General features: G+C 50.5%; 13 protein-coding genes. 5 read left to right on the forward strand and 8 right to left on the reverse strand.

Translation table 11 applies throughout. From position 1 onward, the window contains the following. Positions 1-1,446: a sigma-54 interaction domain-containing protein gene (locus BMY09_RS19100; protein ID WP_091361446.1), complete on the reverse strand. Its 1,446-nt coding sequence runs from the start codon at positions 1,444-1,446 to the stop codon at positions 1-3. A 441-nt stretch (positions 1,447-1,887) separates the two neighbouring features. Between BMY09_RS19100 and BMY09_RS22470 the strand changes: the two genes are divergently transcribed. From BMY09_RS22470 to BMY09_RS19125, 5 genes are all read left to right on the forward strand, one after another. Continuing rightward, the gene (locus BMY09_RS22470; RefSeq protein WP_091361448.1) at positions 1,888-3,396 is read left to right on the forward strand and encodes a flagellin; all 1,509 of its coding nucleotides are present in this window, start codon (positions 1,888-1,890) and stop codon (positions 3,394-3,396) included. Between the two features lie 80 nt (positions 3,397-3,476). Then, positions 3,477-3,857: a flagellar protein FlaG gene (locus BMY09_RS19110; protein ID WP_091361449.1), complete on the forward strand. Its 381-nt coding sequence runs from the start codon at positions 3,477-3,479 to the stop codon at positions 3,855-3,857. Between the two features lie 47 nt (positions 3,858-3,904). Then, positions 3,905-5,311, forward strand: a complete 1,407-nt coding sequence (fliD, locus tag BMY09_RS19115) for a flagellar filament capping protein FliD (RefSeq protein ID WP_091361451.1) — start codon at positions 3,905-3,907, stop codon at positions 5,309-5,311. Between the two features lie 56 nt (positions 5,312-5,367). Next, positions 5,368-5,781, forward strand: a complete 414-nt coding sequence (gene fliS, locus BMY09_RS19120) for a flagellar export chaperone FliS (RefSeq protein WP_091361453.1) — start codon at positions 5,368-5,370, stop codon at positions 5,779-5,781. 2 nt (positions 5,782-5,783) lie between these two features. After that, positions 5,784-6,140, forward strand: coding sequence for a hypothetical protein (locus tag BMY09_RS19125; RefSeq protein WP_091361454.1), 357 nt, complete (start codon positions 5,784-5,786; stop codon positions 6,138-6,140). 84 nt (positions 6,141-6,224) lie between these two features. On the opposite strand, the gene flgL is transcribed toward BMY09_RS19125, so the two are convergent. From flgL to flgF, 7 genes are all read right to left on the reverse strand, one after another. Continuing rightward, a complete protein-coding gene (flgL, locus tag BMY09_RS19130; RefSeq protein ID WP_091361456.1) occupies positions 6,225-7,454 on the reverse strand; it encodes a flagellar hook-associated protein FlgL in 1,230 nt (409 codons plus the stop codon). A 20-nt stretch (positions 7,455-7,474) separates the two neighbouring features. After that, positions 7,475-9,532, reverse strand: a complete 2,058-nt coding sequence (gene flgK, locus BMY09_RS19135) for a flagellar hook-associated protein FlgK (RefSeq protein WP_091361457.1) — start codon at positions 9,530-9,532, stop codon at positions 7,475-7,477. Between the two features lie 84 nt (positions 9,533-9,616). Next, positions 9,617-10,714, reverse strand: coding sequence for a flagellar assembly peptidoglycan hydrolase FlgJ (gene flgJ, locus BMY09_RS19140; RefSeq protein ID WP_091361459.1), 1,098 nt, complete (start codon positions 10,712-10,714; stop codon positions 9,617-9,619). Positions 10,715-10,722: 8 nt separating this feature from the next. Further along, entirely contained in the window at positions 10,723-11,814 is a 1,092-nt protein-coding gene (locus BMY09_RS19145) for a flagellar basal body P-ring protein FlgI (RefSeq protein ID WP_091361517.1), read from the reverse strand. Positions 11,815-11,836: 22 nt separating this feature from the next. Then, positions 11,837-12,511 carry a flagellar basal body L-ring protein FlgH gene (gene flgH / locus BMY09_RS19150; RefSeq protein ID WP_091361461.1) on the reverse strand — a complete coding sequence of 225 codons (675 nt, stop codon included), beginning with the start codon at positions 12,509-12,511 and terminating at the stop codon, positions 11,837-11,839. Positions 12,512-12,533: 22 nt separating this feature from the next. Next, a complete protein-coding gene (flgG, locus tag BMY09_RS19155; RefSeq protein WP_091361464.1) occupies positions 12,534-13,319 on the reverse strand; it encodes a flagellar basal-body rod protein FlgG in 786 nt (261 codons plus the stop codon). Between the two features lie 36 nt (positions 13,320-13,355). Further along, a complete protein-coding gene (flgF, locus tag BMY09_RS19160) occupies positions 13,356-14,099 on the reverse strand; it encodes a flagellar basal-body rod protein FlgF (protein ID WP_091361466.1) in 744 nt (247 codons plus the stop codon). Positions 14,100-14,143: the final 44 nt, after the last annotated feature.

The raw sequence follows: 14,143 nt of genomic DNA on the forward strand, positions 1-14,143 counted from the left end.
CTATTTTCGCTGAATTCCATATTTACGCATCTTCTCCACCAGCGTGGTCCGGCGAATCTGCAACAGGTCCGCTGCTCTGGCAACCACACCTGAGGTTTGATCCAGCGCCTGAGTAATCAATGCCTGCTCAATATTTTCTATATGAAGTTTGAGATCCAGCCCCTGTTCCGGCAGTTCAGTCAGGCGGTTGGGCTGCACGCCTACATTGAGTGTTTCCTGCGTATCATCCCCGCGATAAAGATCGGGATCCGGTTCCTCAATATGCCGAAACTTTGGCGGCAGTTCACTCACGCCCACCACCGCATCGGGGTACAGGATCGCCAGCCGTTCAACCAGGTTCGCCAGCTCGCGGATATTGCCCGCCCAATCGTGCTGCTGCAGTGAACGAATCGCCGCAGGATGGAAGCGTATACGGCCAAACCCCTCTTTTGCCAGACGCCGGGAAAACTCATCCACCAGCGGAGGAATATCCTCAATCCGACCACGCAGAGGCGGCATATCGATAGGAAAAACATTGAGACGATAGTAAAGATCTTCGCGGAAACTCCCCTCAACAATCATCTGCTCCAGGTTTTTATGGGTGGCGGCAATAATTCGCACATCGCAGTCGATAGTGACACTACCGCCCACCCGTTCAAAACAACGCTCCTGCAAGACCCTAAGCAACTTCACCTGCATAGGCAGGGGCATATCGCCGATCTCATCAAGAAACAACGTGCCACCATTAGCCAGTTCAAACCGCCCTGCCCGGGAGTTAATCGCGCCGGTAAATGCCCCCTTCTCATGACCAAACAGCTCGCTTTCCAGCAGATCAGCCGGGATAGCGCCGCAGTTAACCGGCACAAATGGCCCGCTCGACCGTTTTGATGCCCGGTGCAGATTATTGGCAACAATCTCTTTACCGGTGCCACTTTCACCGGTGATCAGCACATTGACATCCCGCCCCGCCACCTGGCTGATCATCTTGCGCACCAGTGCCATCGCCTCACTCTGTCCCACCATCCCCTCAAACTGACTGGCGACCGATTTAGGGGAGAACAGGTCAGGCTGACCGGCATACTGCAGCTGCAACTGCCGATAAATCAGCGCCCGGTGCAGCATCACCGTCAGTTCATCCAGGGTGGCATCCGGATTCAACCGGCCAATTATCTTTTCCTGAAGTTGTTCCGGCAGCTGTTCAAGTTCGGGCCAGGGGGAGACGGCAATGACCGGCAGCTTGTCATCCAACTGGTCAAACTGCTGCATCAGTTTTTCCAGCGAGATTGGCAATGAACACTGCCCCAGCCAGACCACCGAACGATCACCCGGTTCAGCAGTATCTCCCTGCAGCCAGGACACATAATCGGTGGTGGTGTGACTGATTTCGGCGAAGCCCAGCCGTTCTGACAGATGGGTCCGACTCTCCACATCATCATCAATATATATAATTTGTAGCGGGCTACTCATAGGGTTCCCAGCACATCTCTCATCAGAGCTCTTTCCGGTGTGTTATCAGGGTTAGTATCACTACGTCAAATTTATGACATGGCAATTCAAAAGACAACCTATTGCATGATGTTTTTTTGACACTACATAAAAAATAGCAGTGATCGCGTCGATACGAATTTTTTATTACACACGTACTTCAGCATGACGGATCCCCTTTAATAAAAAATTACACAAAATGGGTAATGCTCCGTTTACCCTCCAGCCCCCGTAATACAAGGCCTTTAGTAAAAATGTCCATTTATTGCGACTTTTTCACACACTGCCCCCTAAAGTTTCAAAACAGTGCGCCGTTAACCCTTTCACGAAATGAATTTATACGTGAGGCAGCACCGCTGTCTCGAAAGCTCAAAGAACCAGCCGGGGGGACTCCATAACCGGTTCGGTTAAGGAGATGAGAAAATGGCAGTTATCAATACAAACATCGCTTCTATCAATGCTCAGAACAACCTGAGCAAATCCCAGAACAATCTGCAGACATCCCTGCAGCGTCTGTCTTCTGGTCTGCGTATCAACAGTGCAAAAGATGATGCGGCAGGTCTGGCGATCTCCGACCGCATGACCTCCCAGATTCGTGGTCTGAACCAGGCTGTACGTAACGCTAACGATGGTATCTCTCTGGCTCAAACCGCTGAAGGCGCAATGTCAGAGTCTACAAACATTCTACAGCGTATGCGTGAGCTGGCCATCCAGTCTGCCAACGATACTAACAGTGCATCTGACCGTGCCAATCTCCAAAAAGAGGTTGTTCAGCTACAATCCGAGTTGAACCGTATTGCCGACACAACATCTTTTAACGGCAAGAATATTCTCGATGGTACATTTACCTCAGGTAAATTCCATGTTGGTGCCGAGGCTGATCAGGTTATCAACGTATCCATTGGCAGCACTCGCGCTACCAGCATGGGTAACTACTCATTAACAACAGGCGGTACTGGGTCAACTGCAGTAGCAGCTGCGGCGACAGCAGGAGCAAGCACTACCGTAGCGGGTGAAGACCTGACAATCAGCGGTCCATTAGGCTCAACCACCACTGCGGTTGACGTTGCTGCGGGCGACAGTGCTAAAACTGTAGCTGCAAAAGTCAATGCCGTACAAAGCGATACTGGTGTAACCGCAAAAGCAGTCAGCCAGGCAAAAATCACTTCTGTGTCTGCAGGTAACGTAGCCTTTACTCTGACTGGAGATACTACTGGGGGAGCACAGGCCATCACTGCTAACGGTGTTACATCTACCGATGTATCAGCACTGTCAGAAGCAATCAATGCGAAAACCGGTACAACCGGTATTACCGCAGAGCTGTCCAGCGATAAAACCTCTATTACGCTGATTAGCGCTAATGGTGATGACATCATTATTGAAGGTGCGACAAACGGTGCCGACGGTACTAACGTTATGACCGTACAAGGCCTGAATGCTGATTCAACAAACTCAGGTGCAGCAGCGACTCTGGTGGATGCATCAACCACAGCGACCAATACTGACAGTACTCGTGTTGCGGGTGATGTAACTTTCTCCGCCAGCGGAACATTTACCGTTACTTCAGGTGCGGCAGGTGGATTATTTGCAGCGACTACCGCAAATACTTCAACTCTTTCTTCAGTTGCAGCAATTGATATCAGCTCACAAACCGGCTCAAACAATGCTTTGGATGTCATCGATCAGGCGCTGGCGTTTATGGCTGGACAACGTGCTGACCTGGGTGCGGTCCAGAACCGTCTTGAAAGTACTATTTCAAACCTGAGCAGTATCAGTGAGAACGTAACTGCTGCCCGTTCACGGATCCAGGATGCAGACTTTGCTGCAGAAACTGCCAACCTGACTAAGAACCAGATTCTTCAGCAGGCAGGTACTGCGATGCTGGCTCAGGCAAATACTTTGCCACAGGGCGTACTGTCTCTGCTACAGTAAGCATAGAGCATTAACGGAAAGGGCGGGCTTTGCCCGCCTTTTTTAGCTAACCACTTCAGATCTGAGCCAGGAGGTACGTCATGTCCAGTGAAATGCAGGTCTCTTCCACTCAGGCCACTGCAAAGCCCACTGTTGATCCGTCGGCTAACGCCACGCAAACACAGCAAGCCCAGCAACCACAGCAATCCACTGTTCAGAAGCCGGCAGGGCCTAGCCCGGCAGATTTTTCTCAACAGAGCGTTGAAGCCCTTCACGAAACCGTTGCTGCCATCAATGACTTTATGTCTCAGTTCCAGCGGACACTGAACTTTTCAGTTGACCAGGAAGGCGGACAAACGATAATAAAAGTTATTGATAAATCAAATGATGAGTTGATCCGACAGATCCCCTCTGAGGATTTTATCGAAATCAGCAAACATATTGAGCAGATGAACAATCTGCTGTTCAGCGAGAAGGCCTGAAACGCCTTCTCTGCTTCTCTTTCAGAGAATAGCGAAGCGAGGTAGTTATGGCCATTTCATCACCAGGTATTGGCTCTGGCATCGATATAAAATCTCTGGTTCCCGACCTTGTAGATGCCAGTCGGGCCCCTACACTTAATCGACTTGCCAGGAAAGAAGCCACACTTCAGGCCGAACTCTCTGCAGTCGGCCTGCTGAAAAGTGCTCTGTCCGAATTTCAGACCAAACTAGACGGCCTGAAAGATGCCACAACTTTCAGCAATAGAACCGCTGCCTCATCTGACAAAGCAATTGCCGCTTTCAGTGCCGACAATAATGCGGCAGCAGGAAGTTATTCTCTTGAAATAACCAGTCTGGCATCAGCACAAAAACTGGTAACCCAGCAGGATTATGTCATCAGTGAAGGAACACTTGAGTTTGCCGATGCCGGAGGCAGTTTCACCGTCACGTTGGATGGAACCAATAACGCGACTATTGAATCTGTCCGCGATGCGATCAATAGCGCTGAAGATAATATTGGCGTCACTGCCACAATACTCGTAGTTAATGGCAGCAAGCGTCTGGTATTTAACGCAGATGAAACCGGAGCTGAAAACCAACTCACAATTACCGGCACAACCACAACGGGTGATCTTGATATCTATGATTACAATTCGGGCACCGCTACTCCTGATGTCAATGGTGATGTTGCCACCTTCTACGACCAGGTAGTTGCAGCAGCCGATGCCGTATTCAGTGTTGATGGTCAACCGATGACCAGCGCCACTAATACCATCACCGATGTTATTCCAGACGCAACCATCACCTTAGCTGACACCAATGTTGGCGAGCCCATCACACTGTCAATCAGCGAAAATAGCAGTGCAATTAAAAATCAGATCTCGACACTGGTTGATGGTTATAACGAGTTAATCGCGCTGATTAATGAACAAACCAGTTACAATCCTGATTCTGACACAGCCGGCCCGCTATTTGGTGACTCCCTGATCGGTTCAATTGAGCGACAGATACGAAACACTCTGACCAGCCGGATCGATAACAACGACAGCAGCTACACTTCACTGGCATCAATCGGTATTACAACCACCAGTGATGGTTCACTTGAACTGGATTCGGGCAAACTGGATACCGCGCTGAAAGATGATTATACAGGCGTCACCACACTCTTTTCAGATGACACACAGGGAGTCGCTTTCAAAATTGACGCTATGCTGGAGAACTACCTTCAGATCAGCGGCACCATTGATGGTCGCACGGATTCGATTAACGCCAAGCTAGAAGGTATAAGCGACGAGAGAACCAAGCTCGATTATCGTAGTGCACAACTTGAAGCGCGACTTTATAAACAGTTCAATGCGATGGATCTGTTAGTTGCACAACTCAACTCGACCGGAGCATGGTTGAGCTCCGCACTGGACAATCTACCCGGTGTTGTTCGTCAGACTAACAAGTAATTTTTAGCCGTCCCAGTTGATGAGCTGGCGGCAAACCGTTTTTTTAAGGATCTATTATGAATCGTAACCTTGCTTCTCAACAGTATCAAAAAATAGGCCTGAACTCGGCCCTGGCGCATGCAACCCCCCACCAGCAGGTTTTGATGCTAATGAATGGTGCCCTGGGCAGTATCGCTACCGCAAAAGGCGCTATAGAGCGTAAAAATACTGAATTAAAAGGCACAAGCCTGAGCAAAGCGATCTCGATTATCGGCGGCTTGCAGGCCTCACTGGCGGATACAGAAAGCAATGAGATCGCCCAGAATCTGGATAACCTATACACCTATATGTCCAGTACGCTGATGAAAGCCAATATCGAGTCATCTGTTGAGAAGCTGGATGAAGTGACTCAACTACTGCTGGAGATCAAGTCTGCCTGGGAAAAGATCCCTGCAGAACACCACAAGACCCAGAGCCCGGTAGAAAAATAGTCATGCCTCAGCTTAGCCCTGCAGCCCGGAAGTGGCTGCAGGGGTTCACAGAGATAGAGCGCCTGCAGCAAGAGATCTTTACTGCGCTCGGTCACATGACCAATAAAGCAGATGAAGATGAGACAACACTCACTAATCTGGTGAAGCAGCAAGACCTCGCGATTCGTCAGTTACCCTTTGCCCAACTCAATGCTGAAGACGTAGCTCAGCTAAACGATAAAATAGCCTTGCTACAACAGAATCATCAGTCGCTGATTAACGCAATCAGCCATCAAAGGCAGGCTCTGCTTGACCAGTCCAGTCAACACAAGAAAGCCGGCCGCAGCATTAAAGCTTATCAGCGTGCGCAGGATCTGTAATCTTACCTTTTATCCAGCCCCCATTAAAAAGCCCGGATCACCGGGCTTTTTAATGAGAAACATACTACCGACAGGGTAACTGAATCAGTTTATATAATTAAACAGACTCAGATTCTGTATCTTGGCAAAACTGGCATATGCAGCATTCAGTGTTGTTTGCTGCAGCGTAAACCGACTGATCGCGTCATTATAATCCAGGTCCTGAAGTGATGACTGAGCTTCATTGGTATACAGCTTATACTCCTCATTGACCGACTCCTGAGCATCCAGCGTATTCATTCGCGCACCGATACTTCCACGAACCTGAATGTTTTTGCTCTCGATACTGTCAATCTGCAATAAAGCCCGGTTGACTGCTTCATTTAAACGCTCAGTTCCCTGCGGATCACCAACCGTATTAATACTGGTCAGTGCGGCATTCAGCTGGTGTACCATATTCAGAACGTTGGTGCGTTGTGTTTCGGTCTCGATCACCACAGCACCATCCGCCGGACTATCGATCACCAGGCTCAGGCCTTCAAACTCAATGGTATCTCCCTGCTGATAACTGATATCTGTAAGCTCGGCAGCTGGATTACCACCAAAAACAGGGTCACCCTGGGCATCGGTAACACTATAGGTTCCAGCCACGGTGTCGAAGGTAACGGTTGCCGGCCCTCTGCTATCAGTAAATTCACCGAAAGTGCCAAAGTCGGTAATGATTCGTCCGGAAAACTCGTTACCCGTTGCAGGCACCAGCGCTAACTGGCTCGGTACATTCTCGAATATATTAAAACCGGAATCGGTAGAGACAATATTGGCATTAGGACCCACCTGAATAGACCGACTCCCCTCATCACCATTAAAGACATAGCTATCGGTAGCGCCATCATAACGGTAGGCTGCATCAAACCCCTTATAGCCTGAAAACAGATATTCGCCCTGAGTATCCTGAGTATTAAGCAGACCAAACAGTTGCGACTCCAACTCTTTCAGCTCACTGGCAATCAGGGTACGGTCATTATCATTAACGGCCCCACTGTTCGCCTGAATCGCCAGCTCCTTTATTCTCTGGGTAGCATTATTGACTGCATCCAGCGTTGTCTCTTCGAGATTGAGACGCCGGCGGGAAACCACAATATTATCCTGAAACTTATCGGTCTTTGAGATCTCTTTATCCAGCTTAATAAGCTGAGCGGTAGCAACCGGATCATCCGACGGTTGCAAGATACGCTTACCGGTAGATAGCTGCTGCTGAGTTTTAAACAAGCTGCTATTAGCATTATTGATATTATCGGTATTGCGACTAAATATCTGAGCAGTTGAAATACGCATAATTTACCCTCTCCTGCTACTTAAAGGCTTTGAAGCAGACTATCAAAAATGGTTTGTGATACCCGGATCAGTTGAGCAGAGGCCTGATACGCCTGTTGAAACTGCACCAGCTTAGCGGCTTCTTCATCAAGGTTGACACCGGAAACACTGTCCTTAGCACTGGTGGTCGTATCCAGTACAGCCTTACCAGCCTGTTCAGAGATAACGGCGGTTGCCGTCCGGGTTCCAACCTTTTCTACCAGACTGCCATAGAGTTCCTGATAGGAGCCATGATCAAACAGGGCGGTTTGCTGCAGATTACTCAAAGCGAAAGCATTACGGTTATCCGATACACCATCAAGGTTATAATCAAAACCAAAACGATCGCCCGGTTGCGGCTGGTTAGCGATTGTCACCGTGTACCCATCCAGCTGAATCTCATCACCGGAAGTAAACGGCTGATCAGAAAGCGGGCCGACAGCGGGATCTAACTCCAGTACCACAGGGTTGTTCGGGTCACTCATATCATAGATGGTATAGGTCATCTCTCCGGAGGGGGATGAAGCCGGATCATTAAACACGATCTCTATCGGTGGCGACAGCTCACCCGCAGTGGCAAAGGCATCAGCCTTGGCATCTGTCATTGTCACCGTTGCCAGTCCGGTGCCCTGATTATCAATATTACTGCTTACTTTTATCGGCGATGCTAACGCCAGAAGCCGGCCATCATGCAGCGATAAAGTCAGATCTTCCGCGCCACTGGTTACCGGCTGAATAAGAAACCGGTCACCCTTAATCAGTTTGGTACTGGTATCGATGGTTACCTTCATACCATCTACAGCAAATGATAAAACCTGCCCTGCGGGGTCACGATAAAACTCTCCCTGGCCGACGGCATCAACCCCCTGACCAGTGGTCAGCGGCGATAGCGGATCATCGACACTGGTCAACTGATCGATACGCACCTGCTTGCCGTCACTGCTGCGATACAGCGTTAGTCTGTTACCATCACCCACAACCAGCTCATACTCACTTGCCTGCAACAGATCTGTTTGTTGAATTTCGACCCGGGCAATGTTCACTTCGGACTGGTTATTACTGTTGGTAGTGATCCGTTTCTGCTGCAAAAAATCATCGTTCATGTTGGTAAACAGGTCTGCACCAAACTCATTATTCAGGTTCAGACCCAGATGGTGTTGTTCATTCATGCTTTCAGCAAAACCAACAGCAATCAGCCCCAACTGACTACGTGCATCATTCAACGCCTCAGACCGGTATTTGATCAGGCCACCAACTTTGCCACCAACAATTTCGTCATTGATGTTAACCGTCTCGTTCTTATTGATCAGCGCCAGCTCTTTTTGCTCACTATCAGGCCCCAATACTGACACGACTTTCTCCGCAGTCGCACCAATTACCAGTGGCTGGCCGTTGCCAATAAAAATACTGTACTGATCGGAGCTCTGATCAACCACAGTAACCCCGACAATTTCAGCAAGCTGATTGGTCAGCAGGTCCCGCTGATCGCGCATATCATTAGTGGAGCGATTGGTCGCAGCCGCAGTGCTTATTTTAGCATTCAGATCGGCAATACTGGTTGCCAGGCTGGTGATCTGGCTGGCATAGCCATCCATCTGCGCATTGATCGTTTCGGCCTGACTCTTAAGGTTTGCATCCAGATTATTAAAACGCTTTACCAGAGCATCCGCCTGAGCAACAAAGAGTTCCCTGTTAGCCGTAGAGGTAGGGTCATCAACAACGCTTTGCAACGCACCAAAGTAGTCATCCAGTGCCGTTGACACACTATGGGTATCCGCAGCCAGCAGATCATCCAGCCGGCTGGACATCGCCGCATAAGCGGATGCCTGATTGTATGAAGAGGTATCGGTCCACACCTGCTGAGTCAGGAATTTGTCGGTAATCCGCTCAATATCCTTAACAAACACCCCCGACAACTCGGGCCGGGTCACCAGGTTAACCCGCTGACGGGTATAGCCTTCAGTGTTCACATTACTGATATTCTGACCAATGGTACTCAACGCCGTCTGATTGGCCTGAGTCGCCTGAATACCTATATTTAATAAACTGGAACTGGACATACAATAACTCCCGGGAACACTCTATCGGCAAAGCAGGGAGCAGACAGGTTTCACCTAGATACTGCTCTCTGTAGCGGCCAGATACTAACTTTCTTTAGTGCCTGAACCGTCTCTCAGATCTGAACTGAGTCCGGCCAGAACATCCCCATCAAAAATTCTGCCGATCTTTTCAGCATACTCTGGATCGGTGGCATAGCCCGCCTGCTGCAAGCCTCTCAGATACTGATAAGGATCGCCTGCCTGCTCCAGCGCCTGCTGGTAACGGGAACTGTTTTTCAGAAACGTTGCGTAATCGCGAAAGCTCTCTTCGTAAGAATCGTAAACCCTGAATGCCGAGCGCTCTTTCTGCGCAACGCCATCACGAAACTCAACCGTACCGACAAGGGCTTTTTCACCCGACCAGCGGCTGTCAGCCTTGATATTAAACAGGTTATGACTACTGCCCCCCTCCGGGCGCTGAATCAGATAGCGACCCCAGCCGGTCTCCAGAGCGGACTGAGCCAACAACACTTTAGGGTCGACCCCCAGCTCAGCCGCGACACTCTCTGCCAGCGGCAGCAGGGTTGCGACAAACTGTTCCGGTGTTTCAAAACGTTGCGGTTGAGTCTTTTCAGCAGCAGGTCCGGCGGTTTCGACAGCAGATTCCGAGGCTGCAACCACCCCAGTTTCAGACACGCCCCCAGGAGCCTGTTGAGCCTCTTGCCGGGCTTTTTCCAGAACCCGGCTACTGGCTTGCGCCTGCCCAAGAATAGCCGATGCAGCCATACTGGCCGCACTATCCACCGTCCGGTTTAGGATCCGCTCAGACTCCGACAGCGGTTTTATCCGATTCTCCTCTTTGTCTTTATCTTCCCCCAACCGCGGATCGATATTGCCACCCAACTGCCGCACCAATATCTCAGCCAGACCAAAACCTTTGTTTTCGGCAATCTCCTTGGTCAGCTGGGTATCGCCCATCTGCTGATAAAATTCAACCTGCGAGCTGTTGAAATAGCTATCTTCGGAAAAGCTGGCGTTTGCTTCACGCATGCTTTTTACCAGCATATTCAGAAACAGTTGTTCAAACTGTTCGGCAACGGCTTTTAATGCAGCAGGGTCTTTATCTTTAGCTTGCTGACGAAGCTTATCCATCTCCCCCAGTTCGGTGTACAGCTGCGCATGTTGAGTCGGGTCAGTTATCATCATCCACCTCAGATCACGATCAGTTCGGCTTTTAGAGCACCGGCTTGTCGCAGGGCTTCCAGAATTGCCATCAGATCACCCGGCGCAGCCCCCACCTGGTTCACCGCTTCCACAATATCCTGCAACGAGGCACCGGGGGAGAACTCAAACATATGACCGCTGCCCGCATCCACTTCGATACCGGTCCGCGGGGTCACAACGGTGTCCCCCCCCGCCAGTGCATTGGGCTGATCAACATTCAGATTTTCAGTGATCGCCACGGTCATCCCCCCGTGGGTTATCGCCACCGGAGAAACCCTGACGTTCTGACCAATAATGATAGTACCGGTACGGGAATTGATAATCACTTTCGCCACTTCCTGAGCAGGCTGAACCTCAAGGTTTTCCAGCACAGAGAGGAAGGACACTCGCTGATCAGCGTCGCGGGGAGCAGATACCCGAATCGATGTTGCATCCATCGCCTTCGCCATACCCGGCCCCAGCAGACTATTGATCTGTTCGGCGACCCGCCGGGCGGTGGTAAAATCCGCATAGTTCAGATTCAACACCAGGCTATCACCCTGGGCAAAAGCATTAGGCACGGTACGCTCCACTGATGCACCGCCTGGAATACGACCAACACTGGGAACATTCAGCGATAACCGGGAACCATCCGATCCTTGCACACCAAAACCGGAAACCACCAGGTTGCCCTGTGCGATGGCATACACCTGCCCGTCGGCACCTTTCAGCGGGGCCATAATCAGGCTGCCGCCCCGCAAACTTTTAGCATCGCCAATCGTGGAAACGGTTACGTCAATCGTCTGGCCGGGTTTGGCAAAGGGCGGCAGATCGGCATGTACTGCCACCGCAGCAATATTTTTCGACTTTGGATCGATATTTGGCGGAATCGCCACACCAAAGTTATTCAGCATATTGCGGAATGTCGCAGAGGTGAATGAGGTTTTATCGCCAGTGCCATCCAGGCCCACCACCAGACCATAGCCCACCAGTTGGTTGCTACGCACCCCGGCAACCGAGGTCAGATCTTTGATCCTTTCGGCAAACACTGCGTTACTGAACAGCACTGCTGATAAAGCTAGTAACCAGAAACGTTTCATCATTTTTCTCCGCTTCATCTGCTCAGAATGGCCACAACGGACCAATAAAGAACTTCGACAACCACCCCATAGAGTTAGAGTCATTCAGGGCACCAGAACCACTGTAGGTGATCCGGGCATCGGCGAGCTGAGTTGAGTAAACCGTATTGCTGGTAGAGATATCCTGAGGCCGAATCATACCGCTAACACGGATATACTCGTCGCCCTGATTCAGAGTCAGCCACTTCTCACCTTTAACCACCATCAACCCATTGGGCATCACTTCATGTACAGTCACCGTGATATTGCCGTCCAGGCTGTTACTCATATCGGATTTACCCTCGCCATCGAACGCTGTGGTGGTATCACCGCTACTCACACTCAGAGGCTTACCGAACACCGTCGGTTGTATTCCCAAAACCGTCGGAGATCCCAGCGTCTGTGAATTCGATTTATCCACCGTGGTTTTATTGCTTTTCGACGAAGAGGTACTCTCCTGCAATACGATGGTAATAATATCGCCAACCCGATGCGCCCGGCCATCGCTATAAAGGCTGTTACTCGTTGCTGCATTGAAGATTGAACCGGTCACCTCTCTCGGGGCCTGCATTGCGGGGGGACGGACCGGTGCAAAATGCGGACTGTCCGGCTTTGGTGGAGCGCTGACACACCCTCCCAACATCAGAGTTGCGGCACATATCAATAGCAGCTGTTTCATTAGTTACCTCCTCAACTCAGATCTACAGGTTCTGTGTCACATAGGACAACATCTGGTCTGCGGTTGAGATCACTTTCGAATTCATCTCATAAGCACGCTGAGTGGTAATCATATTCACCAGCTCTTCCACGGCGTTAACATTAGAGCCTTCCAACATCCCCTGTCGCAGCTGTCCGGTGCCCCCCTCTCCGGGGTTAGACAACACTGCGTTGCCACTGGCGGCGGTCTCCAGATAAAGGTTCTGGCCATAGGCTTGCAGCCCCTGAGGGTTAGCAAAATCGGCCAACTGAAGCTGGCCAATCTGCTGTGGGTTAACATTACCCTGAACAACTACACTAACAATGCCATCGACGCTCACCGTCATCGATTGCACCCCAGAGGGTAGCGTTAAACCCGGATCAAGCAGATAGCCTTCTGAATTGACAATCTCATTGTCAGCATTCAACTGAAACTGCCCGTGACGGGTATAACCTGTATCACCATTCGGCAGGGTAACCTGCCAGAAGCCCCGTCCCTCTATGGAGATATCAAACGACTCGCCAGTGGTCTGCAGCTCTCCCTCCTGAAACAGTTTCTGCGTTCCGGCAACCCTTACCCCAGAGCCCAGTTGCAAGCCCGAAGGCAGTTGCGATGCTTCCGCGGTCTGCGCCCCTGGCTGACGCTGAATCTGATACATCAGATCTTCAAAAACAGCCCGATCCTTTTTAAATCCAACCGTACTGACGTTTGCCAGATTGTTGGAAATAACCTTCAGGGAGGTGTCCTGCGCACTCAGACCCGTTTTAGCAACAAATAGGGCGCCATGCATACTTATTCTCCACCTGTGTTATTTATCAAAATTCTATTATTGCAGTGACAAGATACGAGCCGCTGCAGAGGAGTTCTCTTCTGCGGTCTTCATCATTTTGACATGCATCTCAAACTGACGGGCCAGATCGATCACTGATGTCAGCTCAGAGATAGAGTTCACATTACTCGATTCAAGAAATCCGGCACGCACTTTGACATCATTGGCCGGCAACAGCGGCTGATTATTGCCGCTGTGCATCATGCCATCGACCCCCTTAAACAGCTGCCCCGGCTCCGCTTTAACCAGTTTAATACGATCCAGAATAGCCAACTCGGTCGCCGCTTCTCCAGCGGGCTTTATGGTAATGGTGCCATCGCCACCAATATCGAGCTTCTCAAACGGCGGCAGGGTGATGGGAATTCCACCATTACCCATTACCCGGTCACCTGAGCGGGTCACCAGTTGATTAAACTGATTGACCTGCAGCTCGCCCTGCCGGGTATACGCTTCATTACCATTGGCATCGATAACCGCCATCCAGCCTTCACCATCAATGGCCACATCCATCGAGCGGCCCGTCTGCATCATGGTGCCACTGGACATATCGGTTCCGGGGCGTTCGGCCATGGCATACACCCGCGAGGCAAAACCATCCCCCTCAACCTGCATCGCCCGGGCCTGGGCAAAGTCAGCTTTAAAACCGGTTGTAGTCGCATTCGCAAGGTTGTTCGCATGGGCCTGCTGTGAACGCATATTCTCCCGCGCCCCACTCATGGCCAGATACAACACTTTATCCATTGGATTCCCCGTTTGCCGTTTGCACCCTAAACCGGTCAGACATT

It is taken from the genome of Amphritea atlantica (assembly GCF_900111095.1).
In the GTDB taxonomy this organism is placed as follows: domain Bacteria; phylum Pseudomonadota; class Gammaproteobacteria; order Pseudomonadales; family Balneatricaceae; genus Amphritea; species Amphritea atlantica.

Bases quoted from the DNA above. Each gene is read 5' to 3' on its own strand.
- flgG (WP_091361464.1), bottom strand. From the start codon at position 13,319: ATGCATGGCGCCCTATTTGTTGCTAAAACGGGTCTGAGTGCGCAGGAC.
- BMY09_RS19110 (WP_091361449.1), top strand. From the start codon at position 3,477: ATGTCCAGTGAAATGCAGGTCTCTTCCACTCAGGCCACTGCAAAGCCC.
- flgL (WP_091361456.1), bottom strand. From the start codon at position 7,454: ATGCGTATTTCAACTGCTCAGATATTTAGTCGCAATACCGATAATATC.
- fliS (WP_091361453.1), top strand. From the start codon at position 5,368: ATGAATCGTAACCTTGCTTCTCAACAGTATCAAAAAATAGGCCTGAAC.
- BMY09_RS22470 (WP_091361448.1), top strand. From the start codon at position 1,888: ATGGCAGTTATCAATACAAACATCGCTTCTATCAATGCTCAGAACAAC.
- BMY09_RS19100 (WP_091361446.1), bottom strand. From the start codon at position 1,446: ATGAGTAGCCCGCTACAAATTATATATATTGATGATGATGTGGAGAGT.
- flgF (WP_091361466.1), bottom strand. From the start codon at position 14,099: ATGGATAAAGTGTTGTATCTGGCCATGAGTGGGGCGCGGGAGAATATG.
- BMY09_RS19125 (WP_091361454.1), top strand. From the start codon at position 5,784: ATGCCTCAGCTTAGCCCTGCAGCCCGGAAGTGGCTGCAGGGGTTCACA.
- flgH (WP_091361461.1), bottom strand. From the start codon at position 12,511: ATGAAACAGCTGCTATTGATATGTGCCGCAACTCTGATGTTGGGAGGG.
- BMY09_RS19145 (WP_091361517.1), bottom strand. From the start codon at position 11,814: ATGAAACGTTTCTGGTTACTAGCTTTATCAGCAGTGCTGTTCAGTAAC.
- flgK (WP_091361457.1), bottom strand. From the start codon at position 9,532: ATGTCCAGTTCCAGTTTATTAAATATAGGTATTCAGGCGACTCAGGCC.
- fliD (WP_091361451.1), top strand. From the start codon at position 3,905: ATGGCCATTTCATCACCAGGTATTGGCTCTGGCATCGATATAAAATCT.
- flgJ (WP_091361459.1), bottom strand. From the start codon at position 10,714: ATGATAACTGACCCGACTCAACATGCGCAGCTGTACACCGAACTGGGG.